Below are 26,805 nucleotides of genomic sequence, written 5' to 3'. Positions count from 1 at the left end.
TGTTTACCTCACTGAAATTCTCGTGGAACGGGGCAGGGCCATCAGATCGCCGGTGGCGCGCACAAAAAAGGCGTCCACGCCCAATGGATAATCCGCGTTGGCCTCCGCCAGGGCCTTGAATGTGGCCAGCCCAATACCCGGCATCTCCGGCATGATGCCCAGCGGCGAACCAATGCCCGGGCCGGTCAGACGCACGCGCAGTCGGTCTGTCTCACAGGCCGGATTGTCAGAGAGAAAACAAATCAGCGTGGCCGCGGTTTCCGGTGCATCAATGCGGCCGCGCTTGGCCACGGCAATGCCTTTATCGATGCCTTGATCATCGACAAACAGGTAGTCTGCCGTTTCATACCCATCCACACGCACCCGGGTTTTTTCAACCAGCATATCCTGGATGCGTTTAATGGCGTTGCTACCGGCAGCGCCCATGCTCACCTCCTGGTCCAGGAGGCATCGGCCGATGGCCAGGGCCGCCGCATATCCGTTGCCTTCCTCCGGGAGATGAATTTTAACCACTCGTCCCGGTCGACTCATGGATTCGAGCAAGTGACGATAGGTTTGCTGATTCTTTTTATCCGCATCATCCCAAGTTGTTGTCATTGGCCTTATTCTCCAAGAGAACCGAAATCCACGGTCTCTTTTGTCATGGAGGAAAATTGAACGCTAGTGGCTGCGGCCACTTTTGACAGGCGTGTCTGGTGCTCGCTCTTTGCCTGCTCGAGGGGGTCGATTACCACCTCAACCCCCTCGAGCAGATCTGTTGCACCGCGTAATTCGGCGGCCTCAACCGCGGCCAGTAATAGCACCCGCTGGGGATCGTCACCGCATAGCACCCCACAGCCGGGCTGATCGTCACAACATACCTGTGCCTGACTGACCAGTATTTCCCCAAAACAAAAGCGTACATCGAAGGGATCGCAGGCCAGCGACATGACCAGCCCGGTTCCAGGCGGCTGTTGGACGGTAAATCGGCCGGAGGCCCACAGATCGTCCAGCAAGGATTCGATTTGGTCAATTTCAGCCTTCGAAATCACCTCAAGCAGGCGTGTTTTTATAGATGTCTTTCGCAAATGATGGCCCCGCTTTTTAAGCGTAACGTTCTATAAACGATGCCAGGTCTCTAAAATGGTTGAAGCGTTGTTCCAGGGTGCGCCGATCCCACTCCCACCAGGCAATGCGCAGCAGTATGGCTACCGTATCCGCGTCAAAGCGTGTGCGCAGGAAACGAGCGGGCACACCCGCCACCACTTGGTACGGGTCCACATCCTTTGTCACCACCGCGCCGGCGGCAACCACGGCACCGGTCTTGATATGAACGCCGGCCATCACCTTGGCACCTGTACCAATCCACACATCGTGATCAATGCAGCAATTGTTTTCCCGCCGCCACTGGAAAAATTCTTCGTCATCAGTGGGTGAAAATCCATATCGGCGTCGGCGATAGGTGCAATGATGCTGCATCACCCGGTGCATCGGGTGATTGCCCGGGTTGATAGCGACATGGGAAGCAATTGAGCAGAATTTGCCGATTTCAGTGTAGGCGACAACCCCGTCGGTTCCGGCCAGATAACTGTAGTCCCCCAACGTGGACTCCAGCAGCGTCCAATTGGCCCCGATGTCCGTGTAGCTGCCGATCGTGGATGCGGTGACAAGCGCCGATGGATGAATACGCGGTGCCGCCTTGCTTTGCATCAATATTTCCGCTTGAAAACCCATGATTCCATACTTCCCGGTGATTCATGATGAGTGCGTACTATCACCAACGATGGTTAGGGTCATATTAGCATTGGGTTAGAATTTGGATTGTTCCCTAAATTGATTAAAGCGTGTATGGTTAATTAAGTGGAAGGGTAAACTCTATCGTTGCAAAATTGCCAGAAATGGAAGGTTCCAGGTTAAATGGGTTGCGCCATGAAAAATTTGACCATGATTTTCCCTCATCGAAAAGGGGATGAATATCGTGCCCGAAATCTTGATGTTACACTTCAATACTACATCCGTTATTTTCCTGATGTACAGAAACTTGTGGTAGAAGTCAGCCACGAAAAGCAAACCGTTTTTCCTTGTGATGACTATGCCGTGTTTTATTTTACCTTACCGCTGCCCCACGTGCAGGCACCCGTGATCAATGCCGGCGTTCGTGAAGCAACAACGGATATGGTTTTGGTCATTGATAACGACATTCTTGCCGGTGCCACTGAAATTAAAGAATTGTACCGTCTGATGAACAAGGGAAAAATCAACTATGGGCATCCCTTTACGCATTGCTGTGATCTGCCGGAATCGTGGGATGGGACGCTGGAAGGCGTCGCTACATGTTTCAAGAACCATTCTTGTGCAATAAGAGATAGTTTTGGAAGACCGTGTACAGGTGGCATATTTATGGTCAGAAGAGACAAATACATTGAATGGGGCGGAACCGATGAGGACTTTGCCACATATGGTGGCGAAGACGATGAAAGACATGCCCGATTTCTTGCCAAGGGCGCGAAATATAAAAGAATTGAGGACGGTTCAATTATTCATTTATGGCATCCACGGCAAATCCAGACACTGGAAAATATTGAACTGATCCGCAAGAAATCAGATTGGATCGACAAACCCGATAAATATCGATGACCGCATACGGGCACCGGCCATCGCCTTCCGGTGGGCTTAGGGCGAAGGAAAAAGATTAAGAAAAAATCGCCAATTGTTATCGTCATCAACTATAAAATGTCTCCGGCCTTTGCAACATGGGGGGCTTTGACCCTATTGGGAAAGATCTACGAACCGATGGTTCGTTTGATCATGCCGGTACTGTCCCAGCGCAGTGCCTCTGGCGGCCGGGCATTGACTCGGACTACCGGTGCGTTTGCCGTAAGGCTTGCCAGCAATGCGTTGACTGCCATGTCAACGTCTTTTTTCAATTGCGACGCATGCTGCTTCGGGCAGAACAGCGTTATGTTCAGACATTCGGTTTCTGCCTCTGATGCTACGGCAGCCTGAAAGGAATAGACGCCTGGAAGGGCCAGAATCGTTTCATCCAACTGCGGCATGGAAAAGGACAGTTGACTGGAGGATAGATCCGCGATGCGGCCGCGCACTTTGCCCAAGCGACGCATGAACGAGCCGCAGGGGCAAGGGCCTTCCAGCCAGGCCGCCCGATCGCCGGTGCGGTAGCGAATCAGGGGCATGGCCTGGCGGGTGAGGGTGGTGAATACCACCTCACCGTAGTTGCCGGGTGGCAGCAAGGCGCCACTGTCGGGATCAATGACTTCGATCAGCAGATCGGCTTCCCGCAGATGATAGCCCTGGTGGGCACCGCATTCCAGTGCACCGCCCAAGCCCATTTCAGACATTCCGTAATGCTCGAACACCTCGCATCCCCACGCACTTCGGATGTCGTCAACAACGACCTGGGGTACGTAATCGGTGGTCAGCAAAATACTTTTCAGCGGGGTGGGCGTCAACCGCCCGGAGTATTGGGCATGCCGGCAAAGCGCAAAAATCTGGGCCGGTACGCCAAGCAGGCAGTTGATCTTTTCCTTTTCGATAAAGTCGAGAATCTCCTCTAAATCCAGAACTGGCCAGTGAATGTATCCTGTGGCCGGAATACGGCTGGCGGCTTGTTTCAATTGATCGGCCACGCTGTCCGGTGTGGTGCTGGGCAGCATGATTAAAATACGGTGGCCGGGATCCATCAGTAAGGTCAGGCCGTGATGGAAGAAATCGATGTTCCGTTCCAGATCGTTTTCGCTGAAATATAGGCGTTTGGGCGATGCGGTGGTGCCGGAGGTCTGCATGGTAACCACTCGCGAGACCTGGCTGTGGGACACGCAAAGCATGTCCAGGTGGTGCTCGCGCAGATCGTCGGCGCAGATCATCGGCAGCTGGGCGATTTGGGAGAGATCGGTCAGCGGCTGATCCGGGAGGCTGCTCAACCGCTCACGGTAAAACGGGCTGTTTTTCTTTGCGTGGGCCAAGGTCTGGTTGAGCTGATCCAGCTGGAAGGCATTGAGCGTCTCAACAGAAAGATGGGGATGGCCCAGACAGCTTTTGAGCCAGTTTTCCAGGCGCGTGGGAGCGATCGGTGTCATGACCGGTAACATCCTTTGGATGTGGAACGAAGCATTTGGATAAGGGTATCATCCATGGTTCTCGATTCCCTTGGTTAATCTCTTTAGCTATTTGTTCTCGAGCAGTTTTTCTACCTCGGCAATCTTTCCGACAGCCAGTTCCTCGGATACGAGAATCATGTGGCAGGACGGGCACTGGGGCAGTTGGGTGGTAATATTGATTCCCAGGTAATCTGCGAGAACGGAATCGACCACCAGTTGTTGATCACAACGGAAGCATTTCCAGACAAGGTCTTCAGGTTTGATATGGTCTACAGGCATTGGTTGGCCTCACTATCATTGTTTTTAAATCGGGTCGGACCGGGTTTGGCCTTTTTTCAGATCCCAGGCCGAAAGCGTAAGGCGGTACTGGTAAGCGCTGTGGATTTCAAAACCATCTTCCCGGGGGCTGTATTCCACCCAGACCGATACAGCGCCCTGGCGCATCCCCGCCAGGAAATGGGCGTTGTCCGGGTGAACAAACTTTTTGCCGGTCTTTTCGGCCTCGAAAAGGGTTTTTTGAATGTCTTCTTTTCCCAGTCGGCGTTTTTCCAGGACGGCGTTGACCTCAGGGGCAATGAAAAGGTGCATTTGTCGGTGGTCATCCATGGAATATCCCTCGTGTTGCCAAAAGGCATGAACCGCAAATTGCATTGTACCACAAAGTGATACCGATTATTAGGATGCCATTTGAATTTTGTCAAGAAACCAATTTTGAAATACCAGCGAAGCGGCGATGCTCCACATAGTCAGACATACCAGGCTGTCCAACACACGCCAGGCTGCGGGGTGCCTGAAAAGCGGTGCCAGGATGCGGGCACCCAGGCTCAAGGACAAAAACCACACAAATGACGCCATGATGGCGCCAGTGGCAAAGGCATAGCGGCCGGTCCCTGGAAATTGGCCGGAGAGACTGCCCAGCAGCACCACGGTATCCAGGTAGACATGGGGATTGAGCAGGGTGACGGCCAGTGTGGTGAGAACGGCCGAGCGAGCGGTGACCGCCGGCGTACCGCCGGTCTCAAGGCGTCCACCGGCAAAGGCGGCTTGCAATGAACGGAATCCGTAGACCAGCAGAAACGCCGCCCCACCCCAGGCTGCCAGTCGCATCCATTGCGGGTGCGTTGCCACGGCTTTGCCCATCCCGGCCATTCCGGCCAGGATCAGCACACAGTCGCACCACCAGCAGATCAGGGCAATCAGCAGCGGGTAATTCCGGCGTACCCCCTGGGAGAGAACAAACGCGTTCTGCGCCCCGATGGCGATGATCAGGCCTGCACCCACGCCAGCTCCTTGTAAAAAGGGTCCTATCATTGATTTGCCTTTTGTCGTCGTTATTGCCTGGGGACAGGTTAGGCAAATCGATAGATAAAGTAAAATTAATAGTTTTTATATAATATTAATTTTGCTAATATAGCCTTAATCTCAGTAACTTTCATTGGGCCTTAGACGGAATTTTCAATTTGCCTATGCTGGATTACAAACTTCTTCAGGCCCTGGCCATGGTGATTCAGTCAGGCGGGTTCGACCGGGCCGCGACAGCCTTGAATCTCACCCAGAGTGCTGTTTCCCAGCGGGTGCGCCTATTGGAAGACCAGATCGGCCAGATTCTGCTGGCCCGGACTACACCCCCACGGCCAACCGCGGTCGGTAAACGTCTGGTCAAACATTACCATCAAGTGGCGCAGCTGGAGGCGGAACTGGCCGAAGCGGCGGACTTCGTCGGATCTGCAGGGTATCGGTCCCTGGCCATCGGAATCAATGCCGACAGTCTGGCCACCTGGTTCATGACAGCCGTTGCCCCCTGTCTGCAAGGGCTACCGATAGTTCTGGACGTCCGGATGGATGATCAGGATGAGACACATCGAATGCTGCGTGATGGTGATGTTGCCGGATGCATCAGCACGCGGCCCACACCGGTGCAGGGATGCCGGATGACACCTTTAGGACGAATGGCCTATCGGCTTTATGCAACGCCGGACTTTGCCCGGCGACATTTTCCGAAAGGGATCACGGCTGCTGCTGTGGATGAAGCGCCGGCGCTGATCTACAACCGCAAGGACCGTTTGCTGCACCGGTTTCTGGAAGATGAATTCAAGATCCGCACAGATCGGTTTCCCCGCCATTACCTGCCCTCGTCGGAGAAATTTGTCGATTGGATCACGGCCGGTCTGGCCTACGGGCTGTTACCGGAACTGCAGGCCCTGCCCCTTGCACGGCAAGGCCTGTTGATCGATCTACGGCCGGGCGCAATGGTGGACGTGGCTCTTTACTGGCACTGCTGGCAGGTGGCCACAAAATCCCTTGATGCCCTTACCCGGGCGCTTGTGGATGGGGGAGAACAAATGCTCGCATCGGCATAATTGAATCGCTTGGCTGTGCCATTTTTTGAAAATACCGATTATAAATCAGCCTCTCCTTTTTCGACAAACGCCATGGCTGGGCATATAGACAATTTGGCGTTCGTAAGGAATGACAATGCTGCCAATACTCGTTTTCAGTACGATTGGGTTATTGATTGCAACGCTCTTGCCCATGTCGCGACATCAGCATTGGGTGGTGCGGGGGCTGGATTTTCCTCGCCTCCAGATTGGCAGTTTTGCCGCCTTGTTGCTGTTCGCCCATTTGTTTTTTCTTGATCTCAATACAGCCACAACCTGGGCGCTGCTCGCAGTTACCGCCATATGTATGACTTGGCAGCTGCGGTGGGTATTGCCCTATACCTTTCTGTGGCCGATAAGGCAGACCACGATTGGGCAGCAAAACTAACCCACGCACAGGACGTGAACAAGAGCGATGTGCCACAGCCGGGAGAATATAGCATTCAAGATAATGTTTTCGGGCTGCGTTATCGGTCGTCGCGGTATTGATTATACCGCTTCTTCCCCCTGGCCTTGCCAAAAACATTATCTTAAACGCTAATGCTTTGTATTTTTTCCCTCTATCGTTTTCCCAAAAGCATTGAGAACTTTATCGGCCGTCACCGGATAACTCGTGATCCGTGTGCCGATGGCATTGTAGACCGCCATGAGCACGGCGCTGGGGCCGGGTGATGTGGCAATTTCGCCGACACCGACGGCTTTGAAGCGATGGCTGGGTATTGGCGTTTCAAGAATCACATTCTTGACATCGGGTAGATTGGTGAACGTTCGCCATTTGTAATCCACCATGTTGCCGTTGAGCATACGGCCGCTGGTTTCATCGAGGACGGTTTCCTCAAACAGGGCGGTATCCAACCCGGCTGATCCAAAGGCACCGTGAAGCTGGCCTTCGAGGACTTTGGGCGCGATGATCTGACCGCAATCCGTGGCATTGACCACTTGGGTAAGGACCACCTGACCGGTCTCGGTGTCTACTTCCACTTCCACAAAGGTCATTAAAAAGTTGCACAGCGAGTAATCCGGTTCAAATTGCCCCACACCGGTGACGGAGTTGTAGACGCCCATGATCCGGTGCCAGGCAATTTTTTTGTCTGGACGACCGATCATGTAAATCTTCCCGTTTTGGGTTTCCAGTTGGTCTGCGGTGCTTTTGAATTGAAGGGCCGCGATTTCAAGCAGCTTGCGCCGGGCATCTTCTGCGGCGGCGATGACCGCGGAGCCAACGGCATAGGTGCCGCGGGAGCCCACCAGACCCAGTTCGAAGGGGTTGAGCTGGGTGTCCGGTGGCGACAGGGTCACCCGTTCCAAAGGCAGGTCCAATACTTCCGCGGCCATCTTGCACAGGCTGCTGCGTTGCCCCAGCCCGGCCTCGGACACGCAGCAGTAGACAACGGCCCGCCCGTCTGCCGTGAGTTTGACCGTGGCATGGGAGGAATCCTCTCCTACATCCGCATTGCTGTGCACACCCACACCCACGCCCACACGTTTGGTTCCGTTGACAGCCGTCGGTTTGCCCCAGCCCTGCCACTTCTCTTTCCAGCCAAAGGTCTCGGCCCCCCTGTCGATGGCCGTGTTGAAGTCGATGCCCCGATAGGTCCACCACTGGCCCTCGCGCCAGAAATAACCGTTGCCCGGTTTGACGCTGTTCTTCTTGAAAAAGTCCACCGGATCCATGTCGGCTTTTTCCATGGCGCGGCCGATGATCGGCAGGATGGAACTTTCCAGTTCCTGTCCGCCATAGCCGCGGACAATGCCCGATGGTGAGCGGTTGGTACAGATCAGCTTGCCTTTCAGATCCCAATTGGCGCAGCGCAGGACCAGTTGTACTTCGCCGAGTCCTACGGCGATCTGCAAGGGGCCGGATTCCGATCCTGAACCGGTGTTGACCATCCATACACCACGGATGGCCGACAGGGTGCCGTCCTTTTTTATCCCGACCTTGGCACGCACGCGGGACCCCAGCCGCATGGAATAGCTGTGAAAATGCTCTTCCTTGGTAAAATAGACCTTGACCGGTTTGCCGGTGGCTTTGGCCAGCACGGCCGCATATCCCATGGGGGTCAGGTTGGCGTTCTTTGTGCCGTAGCTGCCGCCGCACTGGGTGCTGATGGCCCGGATGTCAGCCATACCGATAAACGGCATGCCGACCAGGCGGACCTGGGCGATGCTCTGGGACGGGGTGTAAACCGTCAGACAGTCCGGTGTCTCCCAGGTGGCGATGAATCCGGGCGGTTCGGGCGGCAGGGGATTGGGGAAAATCTCGTACCCGCAGGTGTCCTCGATGGTAAAATCTGCCTCGTCAAATCCTTTTTGCGTGTCGCCGATCTGGATGTGGCCCAGCATCTCGGGCTCGAAGGCGGGCGGTTCATCGGGATAGGTGTTATTGGCAAACTGCCGGTAAATCGGCGGCGCATCAATCTCCATGGCCGCTTCCACATCAAAGACTGCCGGAAGCGGCTCGTATTCTACATCGATCATCTCCAGGGCGGCCTCGGCGATGTCCGGCGTGTCGGCGGCCACCAGGGCCACGGCATCGCCAACAAAGCGTACTTTGCCGGCCAGGATCGGAATGTGTTTGGGCATCCCCCATTCCCAGGGGGGAATATCTTCGTGGGTGAGAACCGCCCTGACCCCGGTCAACCCTCTGGCCCGGGACACATCGATGTGGGTGATATTGGCGTGGGCATGGGGACTCCTGAGAACTTTGCCGTAGAGCATCCCAGGAACCTTGATATCGTCAAAAAACTGGGCTTTTCCGGTAACGATGTTCCGGGCATCCTTGCGCGGTGTCTCTTTGCCGATATATCGATAATTGCTACTCATGGTCGCCTTCCTTCTTGATTGGTCACCTATGGATGGACACGGTTCTTGCCCATCCGGCAATTGGCTGACAGGTTGTTTTTCGGCAACGCTAGGGGAGCAGCGCCCTTTTTACCAGCGTTTTGGTGATATCGAGTTTGTAGGCATTGCGGCTCAACGGCACCGCGCCAACGATGGCTGCGGCAGAGGCGGTTGCGGCGGTTTCGCTGTTGATCGGTTGGCCCTTCAGAGCGGCCTCCGCTTTTGTGGCGCGATACGGTCCCGGGGCCACGGCGCCCAGTACGACCCGCGCATCGGCGACGGTTTCACCATCCATGGATACCACCAAACCCACGCTGACCGTGGCGAAATCGATGGTATCGCGCACGCGGTGCTTGATAAATACCTGTCGATTATTGTCGGCGGGCCGGGGAATCTGCACCTCGACGATGATTTCATCAGCTGCCAATGCATTGCCGAGCGGATGATAGAAGTCCGTCATGGCGACCATTCGTTCACCCTTTGGCCCGCTGATCTTGATCTGAGCATCCAGGGCAGCCAGGGCCACGGCCATGTCGGACGGGCAGACGGCAAAGCACTTCTTTGCCCCAAAGATGGCATGATAACGATTGTCGCCTTTGACGGCCAGGCACGGGCCTTCGCCTTTGCGCTTGCACATGATGCGTCCGCCAATGGCATTGGGAAAACGGAAATACCAGCAACGGGTTTCCTGAGCCAGGTTGCCGCCCAGGGTGCCGACATTGCGGATCTGGGGCATGGCCACCGAGGCTGCCGCCTCGGCGAGAATCGGCCAGGTGTCCTTGACATCCGTTGAGCCCGCGATATCGGCCAGGCGGGCCAGTGCGCCAATGGTCAGGCCCTGGGCGTCCGTTTTGATTTCATTCAGGCCGGCGATGGTTTTTATGTTTACCACGACATCCGGATAGCCAACCATTGATTTGCTCTTAAGCAGGCCGAGAAGATCCGTGCCGCCGGCCATCAATTTGGCTTTCTCGCCATATTCGGAAAGGATGGATAGGGTATCGGCCACGCTGGTGGCCGTTTTGTGCTGAAATGTTTTCATGGCATTGTTTTTCCCTTTTATATTTTTCCAAATGAGTAAGCGCCTTTTTGAAAATGATGGATCAGGTCCGATAACAAGGCGGAAAGTGGCTATAAAGCGGAGCATATATGTAATATGTGAGCATTTTGAGACACTTTCCAACGCCGTTAGCGGGCCTTAGACTTCCGTTTTCGAAAAGGCGCTGAGAATTTTATCGGCCGTTACCGGATAACTCGTAATCCGCGTGCCGATGGCATTGTAAACCGCCATGAGCACGGCGCTGGGGCCGGGCGAGGTGGCGATTTCACCCACCCCGACGGCCTTGAAGCGATGGCTGGGAATTGGCGTTTCCAGAATCACGTTGGTAAAATCAGGCAGATCGGTGAAGGTCCGCCATTTATAATCCACCATGTTTCCGTTGAGAATGCGCCCGCTGGCTTCATCCAGAACCGACTCCTCAAACAGGGCGGTATCCAGTCCGGCTGACCCAAACGCCCCGTGGAGCTGGCCTTCGAGAACTTTGGGGGCGATGATCTGCCCGACATCCGTGGCATTGACCACATGGGTCAGGCTCACCTGCCCGGTTTCGGTGTCCACTTCCACTTCCACAAAAGACATCAAAAAGTTGCACAGCGAGTAATCCGGCTCGAACCGGCCCTTGCCGGTAATCGTGCGATAGAGCCCCAAGATGCGGTGCCAGGGAACTTTCTTGTCGGGACGGCCGATGATGTAAACCTTGCCGTTTTTTGTTTCCAACTGCTCGGCGGTGACGTCTAATTTGAGCGCTGCAATTTCAAGCAGCTTCTGGCGGGCATCTTCTGCCGCGGCAATCACCGCCGAGCCCACGGCGTAGGTGCCACGGGAGCCCATCAGACCGAACTCGAACGGGTTGAGATGGGTGTCCGGTGGCGACATGTCGACCCGCTCAAGGGGCATGTCCAGCACTTCGGCGACCATTTTGCACAAGCTGCTGCGCTGGCCCAGTCCTGCCTCGGACACGCAGCAGTAGAGCACGGCCCGGCCGTCCGGTGTGAGTTTGATTGTGGCTTCGGATGAATCCTCACCCACATCCGCGTTGCTGTGAACGCCCACACCGACGCCCACCCGCTTGGTGCCGTTGACGGCCGTTGGTTTTCCCCAGCCCTGCCATTTCTCTTTCCAGCCGAATGCCTCGGCTCCCTTGTCGATGGCCGTGTTGAAATTGACGCCGCGGTACGTCCACCAGTTGCCCTCGCGCCAGAAATAGCCGTCGCCCGGTTTGACGCTGTTCTTCTTGAAAAAGTCGATCGGATTGATGTCGGCTTTTTCCATAGCCCTGCCGATGATCGGCAGGATCGAGCTTTCCAGCTCCTGCCCGCCATAGCCGCGCACGATCCCTGATGGCGAGCGGTTGGTACACACCAGCTTGCCCGCCAGGTCCCAGTTGGCGCAGCGCAGGTTCAACTGTACCTCGCCCAGTCCCACGGCGATCTGGAACGGTCCGGACTCCGATCCCGAGCCAGTATTGACCATCCATAGGCCGCTGATGGCGGAAACCGTGCCGTCTTTTTTCATGCCTACTTTGGCTTTCACGCGCGAGCCCAGGCGCATGGAATAGCTGTGGAAATGCTCGTCCTTGGTGTAGTAAACCTTGACCGGCTTGCCGGTATTTTTGGCGAGCAGGGCGGCATAGCCCACCGGTGTCAGGTTGGCGTTTTTGGTGCCGTAGCTGCCACCGCATTGGGTGCTGATGGCGCGCATGTCGGCCATGTCGATGAACGGGATGCCGATGAAGCGGAAAAAGGCAATGGATTGGGAGGGGGTGTAGATCGTCAGGCAGCCCGGTGTTTCCCAGGTGGCGATCACTCCGGGCGGTTCGGGGGGCAGGGGATTGGGAAAAATTTCATACCCGCAGGTATCCTCGATGATAAAGTCGGCTTCTTCAAACCCTTTTTCCACATCTCCCAGACGCAGGTGTTGGAGCAGATGAGGTTCGTACACCGGCGCCTCATTGGGGTAGGTGTTGTTTGCGTACTGCGAATAAAGCGGCGGTGCATCGATGGTCATGGCCGCTTCCACGTCATAGACTGCGGGAAGCGGCTCGTATTCCACGTCAATCAGTTCCAGGGCCTCCTCGGCGATATCGGGCGTGTCGGCGGCCACCAGGGCCACGGCATCGCCGACAAAGCGTACTTTGTTGTCCAACACCGGCATATGCTTGGGAAGCCCCCATTCCCAACGGGGGATGTCATTGTGGGTCAAAACGGCTCTGACCCCGGTCAGTGCTTTGGCTTTCGAACCATCGATACGGGTGATATTGGCGTGGGCGTGAGGACTTCGCTTCACTTTGCCGTACAGCATCCCGGGAAGTTTGACATCGTCCAGATACTGGGCCTTGCCGGTAACGATATCCCTCGCATCCTTGCGCGGCGTTTCTTTACCGATAAATCTTAATTCTTTACTCATGCTCGCCTTCCTTTGCGGTTGCTTCGCGGACGGCCTCAATCACTTCATAGTGAGAAATGCAGCGGCAGAAATGACCGGACAATGCATCCTTGATGGAATCGACGCTTGGATGCGGATCTTCATCGATCAGTGATTTGGCGCTCATCAGAATGCCCGGTGTGCAGAACCCGCACTGAAAGGCGCTGTTGTCCACGAACGACTGCTGCAGGGGGTGCAATTCTCCAGTGGCGGCGTCCTCCAGCCCCTCGATGGTGGTCACCTGGGCACCGTCGCATTCAACGGTCAGGGTCATGCAGGAGAGAATCGGCTTGCCGTTCATGATTACTGTGCATGATCCGCAGGAGCCCTGGTCGCAGCCGATCTTGGTGCCGGTCAGGCCCAGCGTTTCCCTCAGGGTGTGGGTCAGGGTGTCGGACGGGGCCACCGCGCCCACGGTGTCTCCGATGCAAAGGGCATATTCCTTGCCATTCACAGTCAGGTGAATGGTTTGCTTTTCTTGTTCTTGTGTGCTCATAGTCTCCTCTTTTTGTGCCGGTTGTACTTGATGAAAGTGTTCATACTTCTTAAAAAGGCTCTTACGCCTGCTGGCGTAATACTTTTTTCAATACCTTGCCGGACGGGTTTTTGGGCAGTTCGTCGATTTGCTCGATGTGCCTGGGAATCTTGTAGCCGGCCAGGTTCTGGCGGCAAAAAGCGATGATATCCTCCTTGGACGGCGGCGCGTTATGCTTGCACACAATAAAGGCCTTGGGAACTTCTCCCCACTTGTCGTCGGGAATTCCCACCACCGAGGCTTCATTGATTTCCGGCAACTGAAGAAGCACTTTTTCAATTTCAGCCGGGTAGACATTCTCGCCGCCCGAAACGATCATGTCTTTGAGACGATCAATGATGTACAGAAAGCCGTCTTCATCCAGATAGCCCATGTCGCCGGTGTGCAGCCATCCATCGACAATGGTGTCTTTTGTGGCATCGGGGCGGTTGTAATAGCCGGTCATCATGTGCGGACAGCGCACCACGAGTTCTCCGGACTCGCCGGCAGGCTGGGCCTGGCCTTCCGGATCGACGATTTTCAGATCGACCTCGAAGTACGGCCGGCCGGCGCTTTCGGGTTTGTCCATGATATCCTCGATGTTCATCAGCGCACCGGGGCCGGCGATTTCGGTCATGCCCCAAAGGTTTTGACACAGGACCCCGAACCGATCATGGGCGGCCTTGATCAGTGAAAAGGGCAGGGGAGAGCCAGGCAGGGCCGCAATCTCCCAGGCGCTCAGATCAAAGCGCTCGGGATCCGGCACGTCCAGGATCATGCGCATCATGGCGGTCACCCCCTGGATGATCCGAATCTGATGCCGCTCGATCAGGGCCAGGGTGCCCTCCGGATCGAAGCGCTCGGTGATGACCGTGGCGATGCCTTTGATCACGTGGCCGACGATGGGACTGCTGGCGCCGGTGTGAAAAAAGGGGGCCAGCATCAAAAGCTTGTCCGGGTATTCGTAATCCAGGCCGATCAGCATGTTCAGCGCCGCGTGATAGACCGCGTGGTGGGTCAGCATGACGCCTTTGGGATGGCCGGTGGTGCCGGACGTGTACATGATGGCGACCAGGTCGTTTTCGGCTACGGCGATTTTCGGTGCCGTAGATGGCTGTGACGATACCAGGGTTTCATAGTTTTGACAGCCGCCCGGTGCCGGCGCTGCCGTGGTGATTTGATAGGTGAGGCGGGGCAGCATGGTCAAGGCTGCGACCGTGTCCTCAAATTCCGGGCCGTAAATCAATCCGCCGACTTCACAGTCATCCAGGATGAAGTCCAGTTCGGCCGAGACCAGACGGACGTTCAGCGATACCAGCACGGCGCCGATGCGGGCGGTGGCGAAAAACACTTCCAGAAACTGGGGGCAGTTGTGCATCAACAAACCGACCCGGTCACCGGGCTTGACGCCCTGGGCCAACAGCATGTGAGCAGTCTGATTGGTGCGCCTGTCGAATTCGAGGAAGGACATCTCCTGATCCTGGAACACCAATGCCGGACGATGGGGCGTAATAAACGCGCGTCTTGCGAGTACGTCTCCAATTACCATGTCATGACCTCCAGTACCGGTTTGTGGTTAGTGCCCATCCAGAAACGGCGCCTTTCACCCGATTCCGGCGTTGGGCAACAAATTCAAATCCTCCTAAATCTGTGTCCCCAGTTGCCGTGACAGGTCTTTTACCGCTTCAGCGACCATCGGGCCGTATTGACGGACCGCCTCGACGGAGGCCAGTCCCAGAACCGCAATGTAACCGATCGGCCGCTGGTTGGGGCCGATGACCGGAGCGGCGACAGCATAAAGGCCCGGCATGGTCTCTTCCAGGTCATCGGCAAATCCGTCCCGGCGGCATTGGGCGATTTCTTTCATGAGCCGCTTGCGATCGAAGGCTGACGGATCTCCATGAAAGTACAGTTTCTCTTCCTGAAGCAGCGCATCCAGCTCCGCTTCAGGCAGGACGGCGCAGATGGCCTTGCCATGACAGCCGTAGGTCAGCGGAAACCGATGCCCCACACGCATGGTGAGCCCGAGCGGGTTCCCGCCTTCATGCTTGGCTGCCACGAAGACGTTGTTATCGGCGATCAGTCCCAGGGCGGCAGTAACGCCGGCCTTACCGGCCAGATCCGCCAGAATCGGGTCGGCCAGTCGAGGCGCGCTCAGTGTGTCGAGGAATTTGCGTGAAAGCCCGATCAGTCCCGGGCCAAGCGTATATCCCTTGCCACGGCCTTCCGTTTGGACGATGCCGTATTTACGCAGGGTGTACAGCAGGCAGAAGGCTGTACTTTTGTGGATTCCGGTCTGCTCGCAGATCTGGGTCAGGTTCATGTGTGCCGAATCGCTTTGGGCGATACGAAACAGCACACGCATGGCTTGTTCCACGGCCGGCACGATATACTTGTCTGTGGGTGTTGTTTTTTTCTGTTTTGCCATGAGTTCGGTATTAAAAACCAAAGTTTTGTATATAGAAACTGAAAAACCCCTATCAAACCCCTGCTTGTGCTGTCAAGAAAAACCTGATGGATAGACGAATGGGCAACCGCACCACAGCAGATCAATCATCTGTGGGTGATAGAAAACAATTGTGTTGGGGCTTATTCGACCCCGTTTTGCTTACGTTGTGCGTTTTTCAGAGCTTGAACCCAATGTCGCAGCATTGGGGTTGACTTTGGTGGGCATCAGCTTGAATAGGATGGCGATCCGTGATAGCTTATCCATTATAGTGTCCGTGATAGACCGTGAAATCCGATTTTACCCCTTCCAGTCACGAAACTCCTTGCCACATCGAAAGGATTACTCATGCAAAAGATCAAAGCGGTCGTGTGTGTTGGCATTATCGTGCCACTGCAAGTGTTTCTTCTTTGGGCGAACATTTTCGCGCAATCCGCACCGATTACGGCCAGGGAATTCGTGGAAACCAGTACGCTGAGTGCCCATGTCGAGGAACTGAAAAACGGTAAGATTGTGATGATGACCCGGCCGGAGCACGAACGCGCCAACCAACTCAATGTGCTCATGGCGATCCTGGTCCCTGCGTCATTGGAAAAAACAGTTGATATCCTGCAACGACAGGCTACTGCCAAGGACGGTTTCGGGATTCTCGCCATTGGCGAAATCAAAAACGCATCGGCTTCAGACCTATGCAAGGCATTTGATGGTGTTGCCTATACAGCCGAGGAAATAAACGAAGTAGAAAAAATGATGGCAATTGGCCCTGGGAAACACTTCAACTACAGCCGGGATGAAATCGCATTGATAAAAAAACATGCGGATAGGGTAAAAGATAACAAAAAAACAGGCGCTGGGGCTATCAAAGCCATGTCCCTTGCCCTGCGTGATGTGCTCAAAGGCCGATATTTGGCTTACCAGGAGCACGGGCTTGAGGGGCTGGCACCTTATACCAGGAAGAAGCGTCGAAGCAGGTCCACCCGTCCAAGGAATTGATTTCGGCCACGGAATCCCTGCTTTTGGTAAAGGAGCGATTCCCGCATTATTTTGAATGCCTGCGACATTATCCGCACAAACAACACGCCAAACTGGCGCATCAGTTTTTCTGGGCCAAGCAGAGGGAATCGGGGCGTCCGCTGTTCATGCTCAAACACTGGGTCTTGGATGTCAGGTCCGACCATGCCATTATTACCGAGCGGCGGTTCTATCTGAACCACTCTTTGGACAGCCTGCAGGTGGTCATCGGCTGCCTGCCCCACCGTGACAGCACTTTGGTTATATTGCTCAATCAAGCCTTTACGGAAAAAATTGACGTGCCAGTCGGTAAAAGCATTGCCAAAAAGATCGGATATCATGAAGTTGAGAAAAATATCCGCCCCATGTTCGAAAATCTGCGTACTGCCCTGAAGCTCTAACTATTGTCCATCCAAAAACGGCGCCTCTCGCCCGATTCCGGCGTTGGGCAACAAATTCAAATCCTCAAAATATTACGAATATTCCTCCAGTTTGAATTTGTTGGCCGCCTTGGACTCGGGCGAAATTCACCATTTCTGAACGGACAGTAAATTGAGCGATTAGCAATATGCCGTTTTCCTCTGATATTCGATCCTGAACGCTTCGATCCTGCTTGCGGCAGACCCAGGTTCTGTGTTCATGGTTTAATTTCTATTGACGTTCCAACAGTTACAGCTTCCCAAATTTCATCCATGGCCCTATTTGAAACCGCTATGCAACCGTCGGTCCAATTAAAATGCTGAGTGATCCATGCAAGCCAGCCAAAACCATTTTTCTGACCATGTACCATGATGAAGCCACCGGGACTGACACCAGCCGCTTTTGCGCGCTTTATATCTTCGTCATTTGGATATGAGATATGAATTGCTTTATAAAATGCACTATCGCTCTTTTTATAGTCCAAAATGTATTTTCCCTCGGGAGTTTTTTCATCGCCTTCTTGTTGCTTATGTCCTTTTGGATTTGCACCGAAAGCCACCTTGAAGACGCTTAGAACCTTTTTATTTTTTATAAGATACAATTTGGATTCTGACTTCACTACCAGCACCTTATCAGCACGCTCGATCCCTAAAGTATGGACTGGTATGAGCAAAATGAGAATAAATATAATCGTTTTTATTTGTGGAAACAGGAAGCGTTTTATACAGACACTGGCTGCTCGGCACCTGGTGTAAAAATGGATTGGAATCATTCGTTGGGATCTTCCTTTAATACTCCCTATTGGGAATTCCCGTCTGAAAATACCTCCAAGTAAATATTTACGAGACGATATGCCCATACTAAGCTTGTTTTTAATTGCTTTAAACCGTTTCTCAACAATCTTTCAGCATTTGGAAAATCGCCGGATATTAGCCTCGATGCAGTAATCGACTTTTCGAATCTCAAAGTACCAGTTATCGCCAAAGTCAAATCGATAGTAAAGCTTACAGCTTTTCGGCAGTGGATAGACATACTATATACATGTTTTATCTCTTTGGAGGAGGCCAACTGCTTCACCGGCCGGGCGGAAGGCCAGTAAAAGCATTCAGAAAAACGTGAAAAAAATAAAAGCACAAGCTTCCATAAAATGCCAAGACCCGCCCGGTCGGAGTGAAAGGGGAGGTTGGGGCAAACTCATTAATTATAGAACTTCAACCATAACCATTGACAACTGTCACGTGATTGTTTACAGTTTGTTTATGATAAAAACATTTGCCGATAAGGAAACCCCAAAGATTATTCACTACTGGCAAATCAAAACGTGTCCCTTCGGATTTATTACGAAGGGCAATACGACGTTTAGAATTTATCCATTTTGCAAATGACATAAATGATCTTTTGGTGCCCCCCAGCAACAGACTCCACGCGCTAAAAGGAGATAGAAAAGGGCAATATTCCATATCAATAAATGACCAGTGGCGAATATGTTTCCGTTTCACTGAAGGCGATGCCTACGATGTTGAGATAACCGATTACCATTAAGGACTGAAATGATGGCTATCCCTAATACAACAAAGCGAGAAATCAGGCCGACTCATCCCGGTGAAATGCTCAGAGAGGATTTCATGCCGGACTATAATCTTAGCACGTCCTCTATGGCGAAGGCTTTAGGCGTATCACGCCAAACAATAAATGAAATTTTAAGAGAACGACGAGCTATCAGCCCTGTTATGGCGCTCAGATTATCACGTCTTTTTGGCAATTCACCTGAATTCTGGCTGAATGTTCAGCATTCATGGGATCTTTGGGATTCAGCACAGCGGTATAGTAAAGAACTTTCACAAATCAAACCTTTGAATGCCGCATGACATTATAACTGACTGTAGATTTCCTGATTTCACCAGCCCCACCGGCCCGAGTTGAGCGGCGTGCCGCTCAACTCGGGCTGGTGGGGCCGCGCGCAGCGAGGCGCCACCGCCTTGGCTCATGGGCCGCAAAAGTATACGGGCACCGCCAACGAAATGTTAAATGATGATTTCGTTAAAGCCACAGTCGTCCGACTTTTGCGGTCCAATGGAGCCAGTGGTTATTTAATGCCTATTTGTTTATCGGTATTAATGCTGAGGTTAACACATTGTCCAAATTCCGGGATGCATCTATTCCTCGACAATTTCATTCTCAACAAGTTCTTCCCGTGGTTTACGGCGTGTCCGATGGTTGTAAATCTTTTCCCTGACTTTTTTTACCTGACTTTTTAATTTATCTACTGCCAGATCTATCGTTGGCCGCATATTTCTACCGGTCTCTTTTACATGAACATTTAATTTGCTGCCAATAAGATTAATCTCGACAATACGGATGTCCTTTTCTTTGGAAAAAACCACGCGTGCTTCTGAGAGTTTATCGAAAAGCTTATCGACCTTGTTCAGTTTCTTTTCAACATACTCTCTTAATTTATCAGATGATTTAATATTTTTAAAATTAACTGTAATTTCCATATTAAACCCTCCTTTACAGTTGTATAATTTCAGGATAACTTAATCCTGAAAATTCAAATTGACATAACGCTTTGCTTCACCCGGCCGGGCGGAAAGCCAGGAAAAGCGTTCAAAAAAGCTTTGAAACAAATGAAAGAACAAGCTTTCCAAAAAATGCCTGGACCAGCCCGGTCGGTGTGAAAGCTGTGGTTCGCACTAAGAGATTCTGTCCACTTTGATTTTAAGAATTTTTGCGATGCGTTTTGCCATTGAGAGCGACAGACGGCGTTTGCCTCTTTCATAATCACTGATCATATTCTGACGAATTTCAAGCTGCTCAGCAAGTTGAGCTTGTGTCATATTCGCCTTGATCCTTGCTGCCGAAAGAAGGTTCCCAATTCTATTTGACTGCATTTCCTTCCAGAAATCGGTATCCTCAACGGCAATGCGTTCAGAATTATCGGGGGTCAGAATGCTGACTTCGAATTTCTTTCTGATCCATTCAATGAGTTCTTCAACATTCTCCCCCTGAAGGGATATCTCAATACGGGGCTTTTTCACGAGAGCCAACATAATACACCTCAATTTCGATTTCCCCTTGCCGATGAGTCCAACATGCCACATAGCGATAATTTAAGTGGCAATGAAAAATATCATCTCCCAAAGGGAAAAATTGCTCCAGCTTTTTTGTATTGGGCCATCGGCCTTGAGGTCTTCAATCAATAAGAACAGAAGCTTTTGAACATTTGTCGGCAGCTTTTTCAACCTGCGGGCAACTTTCTTTTTGATTTTGACCTCGTATGACATGAAGTTATAATATAACCATATTTGGTTATGGTCAAGATTTATCTGATTGAGATGCGAACGGCCCGAGTTGAGCGGCTGGCACAGGCTTGCTTTAAGCCTTTAAGGCTTGCGTGCAAGACGTGCCAGTCCGCTCCAACGACTTGGTGGCGACCGCGAATCAGCGCGCAAGCTATCCTATTATGCTTGAGTTGCTGACATGCTTTATCCGCACCAGCCAGTGACAGCCACCACGGCGTTGGAGCGGCGCGCCGCTCAGCTCGGGCCGGTGGCGCCGCGCGCAGCGAGGCGCCACCTTTTAATAAGTTCTGGATGCCGGATCATGTCCGGCATGACGAGCCAGGCACTTATTACGAGTCCATTATGATTGGAAAATGGAATAAACAAATGGTTCATTTTTAGCTTTATTCGACCACATTTGAAATCCGTTATGGTACATTATTATTATGGGGCCGCTGGAATACTGCAGGCAACGGCATATGGTAGGCTTTTTGACGTTAACGTGGAATATGTCCACTAATGATGCCGCCCATCCGTTGGCGAAATTTTGCCATCAAACCTGCGCATGCGAAGCCATACACATACTAAACTGGGCGATTCAAATTCTGGTATGCATGAATATTAGTAAGCATGGTCATACGATTGGTCATTATTACCTCCCAGAATTTGAACCCCTGACGGGATTGCCGATCTCACCGCATCTTCCCGGCCGCGGGATCTTCGAACCGCGTTAGATGTCTTCCCGCATAGGCGACTATAGCGGAAAGGCATCTGCCTTGTATATGCGGCAAGCTCGACAATTGCCCAGTTTAGGACATAACAACGGGCAGTTTTTCATAAAAGGAGGACAAAACGATGGCAGCAATATCATTTTTGTTGGTCGATGACGAACAGGCACTTATTGAAGTCATTGCTCAGCGCCTTCGGCAACGGGGCCATGAAGTGGAATGCGCATTTTCAGGGCAGGCGGCGCTGGACCGGTTGGAATTGGGCGGAATTTTCGACGTTGTGGTCCTTGATGTAATAATGCCCGGATTAGATGGCATTCAGACCGTCAAGCGAATCAAAAAAAAGCATCCGCTTATGGAAGTCATCATGCTCACGGGACATGCCACGGTTCAGACAGCGGTGGAGACGGTCAAACACGGTGCGATGGATTATTTGCAAAAGCCCTGTGACATCGAAGACCTCCTGGCCAAGGCCCAAAAGGCGGCACAGCGTAAGAAGGAGCGTGAAGCCAAGTTGTTTGAAGCCAGGACAAAACCTTATATCTCAGAGCGTGAGCGAAGCGATTTGATATCAAAAATATTGGAGCAATGAAAAATTTGGGCTTTTAGGGGTGTCTTGGCAGTCTGGTTTGGAGGTGTTATAATCCTGCCCGTTTAAATTGACACTATCTACGAGGGAGGGACGGATGAAAGAATCAGTCAAACACTCCATATCAGCCTTCATGCGGGGATGGATCGGCAGTTTTCTCGTTGCGTTGCTGGTGGCCACATCAATCAAATCGGCCGTCGCCGACTGGTATGTGGTGCCAACAGGGTCCATGAAACCCACCATCCTTGAAGGGGACCGGATTCTTACCAATAAATTGGCGTATGACCTAAAAATACCCTATACCACACTGCATCTGGCAACCTGGGATGATCCTCAGCGGGGGGAGATTGTGGTGTTCCATTCACCGCGGGATAATAAACGCTTGGTCAAGCGGGTGGTGGGGATCCCTGGAGACGTGGTGGCCATGGCCAACAACCAGCTTTATGTAAATGGCAAGGCCATGGCTTATCGCTTTGTTCAGCCGAGCGACTTGGAAAAATTGGATTCCGGACAGATCAAACAGTATAGCGTTTATGTTGAGGATTTGACCGGCCACGAACATCAAACCATGATCACGCCTGGCCAGCCATCGATTCGTTCATTCCGGCCGATCAAGGTTCCGGAGGGGCACTATTTCATGATGGGGGACAACCGGGACAACAGCGCGGATTCACGATTTTTTGGCTTTATCGACAGGGATTGCATCTTGGGCCAGGCCACGACCATTGTTATTTCACTGGACATTTTCAACCATCACCAGCCACGATGGTCACGGTTTTTCTCACAGCTGGATTAAGGGCTCGCACAAAAATAACTTCCCATTTTCAGCGCCCATCCATCCCGCTCAGCGGCGGTGCGAAAACACGGAATATGCCTGATATTCCTTTGTCTTCGCGCCTTGCTGAGCGGGCGCCTGAACACTGACAATTTATGAATTTATTTTTGCGCGAACCCTAAGGCTCGCTCAAGGAAACAACAGCTATAGTGTTTAAGATAATGTTTTTGGCAAGGCCAGAGGGAGGATGCCGGATGCCGTATTGTCATACTGCGACGACCGATAACGCAGCCCAAAAACATTATCTTGAATGCTATATTTGATTTACAGGAGTGTTTATGCTGTTAACCATAGACGTCAGCAATTCAACCATCAAAGCAGGTGTTTTCAAAGATGAAGAAATCATCGCCTTCTGGCAGATCGCGACAGAGCGCCATAAGGTGGCCGATGACTATGCCATGCTGTTCTTGAACCTGTTCCGGTCTTCTAATATCGATCCAAAATCAATCACCGGGGTTTCCATTTCGTGTGTTGTTCCTATCCTTCGATCGGTTTTCAGGCAATTTTCGATCAAATATCTCAACCTGGAATCATTTATTGTTGGCCTTGATGTCAACATGGGGATCAAGTTGGCCCAGGATTACCCGTCTGAAGTGGGCGGCGACCGCATTACCAATGCCTACGCGACTCACGTCTTGTACGGCGGTCCAGCGATTGCTATTGCCTTTGGCACGGCCACGGTGTTTGACTGCGTTTCAGCAGATGGGGTCTATCTGGGGGGTGCCATTGCGCCGGGCATGATCGGCGCCCTCGAATCACTCACCGCGCGGGCGGCCCAACTGTTCAAGGTGGAACTGGTCAGGCCCCCTTCAGCCATTGGCAAAAACTCAATGCATGCCATTCAGTCGGGCATGGTTTTCGGCTTTGCCGGGCTTGTCGAACGGATGGTCGAGCGCTTGAAAAGCGAAATGGCCGCTGATTCGACAGCGAAACCCATTACGGTGATCGCCACCGGCGGACTGGCCGAGGTGATCGCCCCGGAAACGGATGTGATCGATGTCGTTGATCAGCAATTGACCCTCAACGGTTTGCGGTTGATCTATGATCTGAATCACGGCGGGCGGGCGAAAAAATGATCATCGAGTCTGCCGGGCTGGCCGATATCCCGGTGTTGTGCCGCCACCATCGCAAGATGTTTCTGGAGATGTGGGCGCTAAAGGGACTGAGCATTGACGACGCCAGAGTCCAGGCGGTTGAAGCGGCCTACCGGGAAAAACTCGAACAGGAGATGCCAGACGGACGTTGCCGGGCCTGGGTGGCGAAAACGGATCGCCAGATCATTGCCAGCGGAGCCATGAGCCTGGTGAGTCTGGTGCCGGTCCCAGGGGATCTCAACCGGTTTGTCGCCTATCTGCACAGCATCTATACCGATTCCTCCCATCGTCACCAGCAGTGTGCCAGGAAAGTCGTTGAGCGAGCCATCCGCGAATGCAGGGCGCTTGGCATTCGGCGGGTGTTGCTGAACGCCAGTGACGCCGGACGGCGGATTTATGAACAGGCCGGGTTTTGTGCCTTACCCGACGCGATGCGGTTGTTCCTCGACGATGATGATGATGGTTGATTTCGCGGTATCGGTCACCTATAAGGATCAAATAGGATTAGGAATCCGTCAAAATCGAACTTGGTCTAGATAACACAAACCCTATCAGAATTATTAGACTATTATGGACCTGCCTTCCATAGGATTAAAATCACCGCCCGTTCTCATTTAACCCCATTCATATTCAGGGAAATGAGACGCACGTGAGTTTTTGGCTGCTTTTGGCCGCAATCGGCTAAAAGCCAAGGGTGAGGTGTTTGTTGCGTCAGCCGGACCAACACCCCGATCCCGACCTGACTTTGCGTGCCCTGGTGAACTGTTCTCTAATTACGGAGAGATTCTATGGGACTTTATCTGTCTTTTGTCATCATCAATACGGCTGTTTTTCTTCAAATGGCAGGCGTGGGGATGATCGTCGCACGGCTGCCTCAACGGATCATGGATCTGTCGGGATCGGTGGCGAGTGTCGGTTATCTTGCATCCGCTTTTGCGTTGTTTTATGTGACGTTTCAGATTCCTATCGGCATGCTTGCCGACAGGTATGGAATCAAGCGCTTTCTTGTCGGTGGATATCTGCTTTGTTCTCTGGTTGGGTTGCTGTATTATTTCTCAGGATCAGCCAACATGATCTTTTTGGGAAGGATGTTGCAAGGTGTCGGTGAAATCCCGATGTGGGCCCTTGCGCCTGCCCTGCTGACATTACAGGCGCCGTCTGGCAAAGGGAAATCCCTGGGGATATACAACGCGTCGCTGCATTGCGGACTGACCGCCGGAAGCCTTTTGGGAATGTCGCTTTGTGCGGCATGGCAGGATGAAGCCTGCTTCCTGATGTTCTCTGTGGCCGGTTTGGCAGCCGCGTTGTTGACTGTTTTTTTGGTCGATGTCCCTCCATACCGGACATACACGGAGAAAAAGATCCTCAGTCGACGGTATCTGTATGCGGTTATGAAGAATTCTACAACTCAACGGGTGTTGGCTGGGATTGTTCTTTACGGGGCTGGGTATGGTGTCTTTATCACGCTCATTCCAGCGTTTCTGATCAGCGTGAAAAATGGCGATAACGTCACCGTCGGTTTGTTTTTCACCTTTTTTTACGTTGTTCTGGGGGGATCACAGTTGATCGCGGGACCCCTCTCTGATCGTAATAGCAGAAAGGGCGTAATGCTCTGCGGATTGATGATGGCCGGTGGCGGAATCGCGGGCACCCCGTTTCTGGAACTGCCCTGGCTGCTCGGTCCGTTGACCGTGGCCGCCTTTGGCCTGGGCGTGTTTTGCGTCGCGGCGATGGCCTTTTTGAATGAATCCGCGCCTGCATCGGCAAAAGGCACCATCTCCGCAGTGTTCTGTTTTTTCTGGGGCGCGGGGTATTTTCTGGGGCCGCTTTTTTGGGGATGTGTCATCAGCGCGTTTGAGTTCAAGACCGGTTTCCTGTCTCTGGCCGGTATCATTGGCCTTGAACTAATCGCTCTGGCGCATGGTTCCCGCACGACGACGGCATGTGGGGATTCATTAACATAGATTTTTTTAAATTCAGACAAGGGCAGCGGGCAGCGGCAGAGCCGCTGCCCGCTGCCTCGACGGATCTGCCATGAAGCTGTTGATATTTTATGCAATCGCCTGGCTGGGCCTAGTGGCGTTGGCCATTCTCAACGGATTGATCCGTGAGAAGACCTATGGCCGGGTGATGCGCGAATTGTCCGCCCACCAATTGTCGACCTTGACCGGCCTGCTTTTTTTCGGTGCTTATACCTGGATACTCACCGGTGTGTACCGGATCCAATCCGCCAATCAGGCGCTGATCATCGGCGCCATGTGGGTGATCATGACCATCCTGTTCGAATTTGTCTTCGGTCACTATGTGATCGGACATTCCTGGCAGCGGCTATTGCACGACTACAATCTGCGCCAAGGACGGGTCTGGCTGCTGGTACTGGTCTGGACGGCCTTGGCGCCCTACCTTTTTTTTCGCATGCATTCCTGACAATTCGTCATTGATCCTTGATTCTGACGCAGTGACTTGAACTGGCGACCAGAATGGTTAGCCTTTGTGGTAAATATCCAACGGAGCGATTCATGCCTACAAATACCATTCAAGACCGCGCATCCGGTGCCATCATGGGCGCGTTGATCGGTGACGCCTTGGCCTTAGGCCCCCACTGGTACTATGATCTTGCCGAATTGCGTAATGATTATGGGGATTGGATCGATGACTATACCAATCCAAAGCCCGGACGATATCATGACGGCATCAAGGCCGGCCAGCCTTCCCAGGCCGGCTTTATTCTCACGCTGATGCTCAAATCCCTGGCCGCCTGCGGGGGATACGATGAAAAAGATTTTTGTGAGCGGATGGATAGCGAACTCTTTCCGCTTCTCGACGGCATGCCGGTCAGTGGGCCGGGTAATTACACCAGCCAGTCGATCCGTGAGGCTTGGCGACGGCGCGTTCAGCAGAACCTGACCGGTGCGCTGACGGGCGCCCAGACCGGTTTGTCGGGCATCCCCAAACGGTTTGTCGACGGTCTCGACAATGCGGCGGAATTGGGCCGGTTGGCGAGTGCTGTGGCGGCGTTGGTATAGAAATAGTATTGCTTTGCAATAGGCAATAGGCGATAGGCGATAGGCGATGGGTGATAGGTGA

30 protein-coding genes are annotated in these 26,805 nt (G+C 52.9%); 14 read left to right on the top strand and 16 right to left on the bottom strand.

Going from position 1 to position 26,805, the window contains the following annotated elements; genetic code table 11:
• Positions 1-3 precede the first annotated feature (3 nt).
• From phnH to Dvar_RS40545, 3 genes are read right to left on the bottom strand one after another with little or no spacing between them, the layout of a single operon-like run.
• Positions 4-597 (bottom strand): phosphonate C-P lyase system protein PhnH, encoded by a 594-nt coding sequence (phnH, locus tag Dvar_RS40555; RefSeq protein WP_419659154.1) that lies wholly within the window; start codon positions 595-597, stop codon positions 4-6.
• A gap of 5 nt (positions 598-602) precedes the next feature.
• The gene (locus Dvar_RS40550) at positions 603-1,067 is read right to left on the bottom strand and encodes a phosphonate C-P lyase system protein PhnG (RefSeq protein ID WP_419659153.1); all 465 of its coding nucleotides are present in this window, start codon (positions 1,065-1,067) and stop codon (positions 603-605) included.
• A 16-nt stretch (positions 1,068-1,083) separates the two neighbouring features.
• Complete coding sequence (locus tag Dvar_RS40545) at positions 1,084-1,713, bottom strand: acetyltransferase (RefSeq protein ID WP_419659152.1); 630 nt, start codon at positions 1,711-1,713, stop codon at positions 1,084-1,086.
• Between the two features lie 195 nt (positions 1,714-1,908).
• Between Dvar_RS40545 and Dvar_RS40540 the strand changes: the two genes are divergently transcribed.
• The gene (locus Dvar_RS40540; protein ID WP_419659151.1) at positions 1,909-2,616 is read left to right on the top strand and encodes a galactosyltransferase-related protein; all 708 of its coding nucleotides are present in this window, start codon (positions 1,909-1,911) and stop codon (positions 2,614-2,616) included.
• 146 nt (positions 2,617-2,762) lie between these two features.
• Here Dvar_RS40540 and Dvar_RS40535 read toward each other — a convergent pair whose 3' ends face one another.
• From Dvar_RS40535 to Dvar_RS40520, 4 genes are all read right to left on the bottom strand, one after another.
• Entirely contained in the window at positions 2,763-4,076 is a 1,314-nt protein-coding gene (locus Dvar_RS40535) for a DVU_1553 family AMP-dependent CoA ligase (RefSeq protein ID WP_419659150.1), read from the bottom strand.
• An 87-nt stretch (positions 4,077-4,163) separates the two neighbouring features.
• Positions 4,164-4,376: a DVU_1557 family redox protein gene (locus tag Dvar_RS40530; RefSeq protein WP_419659149.1), complete on the bottom strand. Its 213-nt coding sequence runs from the start codon at positions 4,374-4,376 to the stop codon at positions 4,164-4,166.
• Positions 4,377-4,400: 24 nt separating this feature from the next.
• Positions 4,401-4,703: a hypothetical protein gene (locus tag Dvar_RS40525; RefSeq protein WP_419659148.1), complete on the bottom strand. Its 303-nt coding sequence runs from the start codon at positions 4,701-4,703 to the stop codon at positions 4,401-4,403.
• Positions 4,704-4,772: 69 nt separating this feature from the next.
• Positions 4,773-5,378 carry a LysE/ArgO family amino acid transporter gene (locus Dvar_RS40520; RefSeq protein WP_419659147.1) on the bottom strand — a complete coding sequence of 202 codons (606 nt, stop codon included), beginning with the start codon at positions 5,376-5,378 and terminating at the stop codon, positions 4,773-4,775.
• A 185-nt stretch (positions 5,379-5,563) separates the two neighbouring features.
• On the opposite strand from Dvar_RS40520, the gene Dvar_RS40515 reads away from it, so the two are divergent.
• The gene (locus tag Dvar_RS40515) at positions 5,564-6,457 is read left to right on the top strand and encodes a LysR family transcriptional regulator ArgP (RefSeq protein ID WP_419659146.1); all 894 of its coding nucleotides are present in this window, start codon (positions 5,564-5,566) and stop codon (positions 6,455-6,457) included.
• Positions 6,458-6,566: 109 nt separating this feature from the next.
• The gene (locus Dvar_RS40510; RefSeq protein WP_419659145.1) at positions 6,567-6,863 is read left to right on the top strand and encodes a hypothetical protein; all 297 of its coding nucleotides are present in this window, start codon (positions 6,567-6,569) and stop codon (positions 6,861-6,863) included.
• 149 nt (positions 6,864-7,012) lie between these two features.
• Here the strand turns inward: Dvar_RS40510 and Dvar_RS40505 are convergent, their stop codons facing one another.
• From Dvar_RS40505 to Dvar_RS40480, 6 genes are all read right to left on the bottom strand, one after another.
• The gene (locus Dvar_RS40505) at positions 7,013-9,298 is read right to left on the bottom strand and encodes a xanthine dehydrogenase family protein molybdopterin-binding subunit (RefSeq protein WP_419659144.1); all 2,286 of its coding nucleotides are present in this window, start codon (positions 9,296-9,298) and stop codon (positions 7,013-7,015) included.
• 88 nt (positions 9,299-9,386) lie between these two features.
• The gene (locus tag Dvar_RS40500; protein ID WP_419659143.1) at positions 9,387-10,358 is read right to left on the bottom strand and encodes an FAD binding domain-containing protein; all 972 of its coding nucleotides are present in this window, start codon (positions 10,356-10,358) and stop codon (positions 9,387-9,389) included.
• A 156-nt stretch (positions 10,359-10,514) separates the two neighbouring features.
• Positions 10,515-12,782, bottom strand: a complete 2,268-nt coding sequence (locus Dvar_RS40495) for a xanthine dehydrogenase family protein molybdopterin-binding subunit (RefSeq protein WP_419659142.1) — start codon at positions 12,780-12,782, stop codon at positions 10,515-10,517.
• Complete coding sequence (locus Dvar_RS40490) at positions 12,775-13,296, bottom strand: (2Fe-2S)-binding protein (RefSeq protein WP_419659141.1); 522 nt, start codon at positions 13,294-13,296, stop codon at positions 12,775-12,777. Before Dvar_RS40490 ends, Dvar_RS40495 begins: the two co-directional genes overlap by 8 nt.
• Before the next feature lie 61 nt (positions 13,297-13,357).
• The gene (locus Dvar_RS40485; RefSeq protein ID WP_419659140.1) at positions 13,358-14,863 is read right to left on the bottom strand and encodes a long-chain-fatty-acid--CoA ligase; all 1,506 of its coding nucleotides are present in this window, start codon (positions 14,861-14,863) and stop codon (positions 13,358-13,360) included.
• Between the two features lie 93 nt (positions 14,864-14,956).
• Entirely contained in the window at positions 14,957-15,742 is a 786-nt protein-coding gene (locus Dvar_RS40480) for an IclR family transcriptional regulator (protein WP_419659139.1), read from the bottom strand.
• A gap of 366 nt (positions 15,743-16,108) precedes the next feature.
• Here Dvar_RS40480 and Dvar_RS40475 point away from each other — a divergent pair, with 366 nt between their 5' ends.
• Both Dvar_RS40475 and Dvar_RS40470 read left to right on the top strand, forming a co-directional pair.
• Complete coding sequence (locus tag Dvar_RS40475) at positions 16,109-16,753, top strand: hypothetical protein (protein WP_419659138.1); 645 nt, start codon at positions 16,109-16,111, stop codon at positions 16,751-16,753.
• A gap of 23 nt (positions 16,754-16,776) precedes the next feature.
• A complete protein-coding gene (locus Dvar_RS40470; protein ID WP_419659137.1) occupies positions 16,777-17,172 on the top strand; it encodes a hypothetical protein in 396 nt (131 codons plus the stop codon).
• A 236-nt stretch (positions 17,173-17,408) separates the two neighbouring features.
• Here Dvar_RS40470 and Dvar_RS40465 read toward each other — a convergent pair whose 3' ends face one another.
• Positions 17,409-17,963, bottom strand: a complete 555-nt coding sequence (locus Dvar_RS40465) for a L,D-transpeptidase family protein (RefSeq protein ID WP_419659136.1) — start codon at positions 17,961-17,963, stop codon at positions 17,409-17,411.
• A gap of 500 nt (positions 17,964-18,463) precedes the next feature.
• Here Dvar_RS40465 and Dvar_RS40460 point away from each other — a divergent pair, with 500 nt between their 5' ends.
• Entirely contained in the window at positions 18,464-18,733 is a 270-nt protein-coding gene (locus Dvar_RS40460; protein ID WP_419659135.1) for a type II toxin-antitoxin system RelE/ParE family toxin, read from the top strand.
• Positions 18,734-18,741: 8 nt separating this feature from the next.
• The gene (locus Dvar_RS40455; RefSeq protein ID WP_419659134.1) at positions 18,742-19,059 is read left to right on the top strand and encodes a HigA family addiction module antitoxin; all 318 of its coding nucleotides are present in this window, start codon (positions 18,742-18,744) and stop codon (positions 19,057-19,059) included.
• 288 nt (positions 19,060-19,347) lie between these two features.
• Here the strand turns inward: Dvar_RS40455 and hpf are convergent, their stop codons facing one another.
• Both hpf and Dvar_RS40445 read right to left on the bottom strand, forming a co-directional pair.
• Entirely contained in the window at positions 19,348-19,689 is a 342-nt protein-coding gene (gene hpf / locus Dvar_RS40450; RefSeq protein ID WP_419659133.1) for a ribosome hibernation-promoting factor, HPF/YfiA family, read from the bottom strand.
• A gap of 195 nt (positions 19,690-19,884) precedes the next feature.
• A complete protein-coding gene (locus tag Dvar_RS40445; protein WP_419659132.1) occupies positions 19,885-20,241 on the bottom strand; it encodes a helix-turn-helix transcriptional regulator in 357 nt (118 codons plus the stop codon).
• Between the two features lie 1,086 nt (positions 20,242-21,327).
• On the opposite strand from Dvar_RS40445, the gene Dvar_RS40440 reads away from it, so the two are divergent.
• From Dvar_RS40440 to Dvar_RS40410, 7 genes are all read left to right on the top strand, one after another.
• On the top strand, positions 21,328-21,792 hold the full coding sequence (locus Dvar_RS40440) for a response regulator (RefSeq protein ID WP_419659131.1): 465 nt from the start codon (positions 21,328-21,330) through the stop codon (positions 21,790-21,792).
• Positions 21,793-21,886: 94 nt separating this feature from the next.
• Complete coding sequence (gene lepB, locus Dvar_RS40435; RefSeq protein ID WP_419659130.1) at positions 21,887-22,585, top strand: signal peptidase I; 699 nt, start codon at positions 21,887-21,889, stop codon at positions 22,583-22,585.
• Positions 22,586-22,902: 317 nt separating this feature from the next.
• The gene (locus Dvar_RS40430; protein WP_419659129.1) at positions 22,903-23,700 is read left to right on the top strand and encodes a type III pantothenate kinase; all 798 of its coding nucleotides are present in this window, start codon (positions 22,903-22,905) and stop codon (positions 23,698-23,700) included.
• Positions 23,697-24,185, top strand: coding sequence for a GNAT family N-acetyltransferase (locus tag Dvar_RS40425; RefSeq protein WP_419659128.1), 489 nt, complete (start codon positions 23,697-23,699; stop codon positions 24,183-24,185). Before Dvar_RS40430 ends, Dvar_RS40425 begins: the two co-directional genes overlap by 4 nt.
• A 321-nt stretch (positions 24,186-24,506) precedes the next feature.
• Positions 24,507-25,682 carry an MFS transporter gene (locus Dvar_RS40420; protein ID WP_419659127.1) on the top strand — a complete coding sequence of 392 codons (1,176 nt, stop codon included), beginning with the start codon at positions 24,507-24,509 and terminating at the stop codon, positions 25,680-25,682.
• A gap of 70 nt (positions 25,683-25,752) precedes the next feature.
• Entirely contained in the window at positions 25,753-26,145 is a 393-nt protein-coding gene (locus Dvar_RS40415) for a hypothetical protein (protein ID WP_419659126.1), read from the top strand.
• Between the two features lie 92 nt (positions 26,146-26,237).
• Positions 26,238-26,744, top strand: coding sequence for an ADP-ribosylglycohydrolase family protein (locus tag Dvar_RS40410; RefSeq protein WP_419659125.1), 507 nt, complete (start codon positions 26,238-26,240; stop codon positions 26,742-26,744).
• Positions 26,745-26,805: the final 61 nt, after the last annotated feature.

Origin of the sequence: Desulfosarcina variabilis str. Montpellier, assembly GCF_048565275.1 — a bacterium.
Classification (GTDB): domain Bacteria; phylum Desulfobacterota; class Desulfobacteria; order Desulfobacterales; family Desulfosarcinaceae; genus Desulfosarcina; species Desulfosarcina variabilis.
The sequence above is the reverse complement of the archived record's forward strand: the minus strand, read 5'-3'. Positions and strand labels throughout refer to the sequence as shown.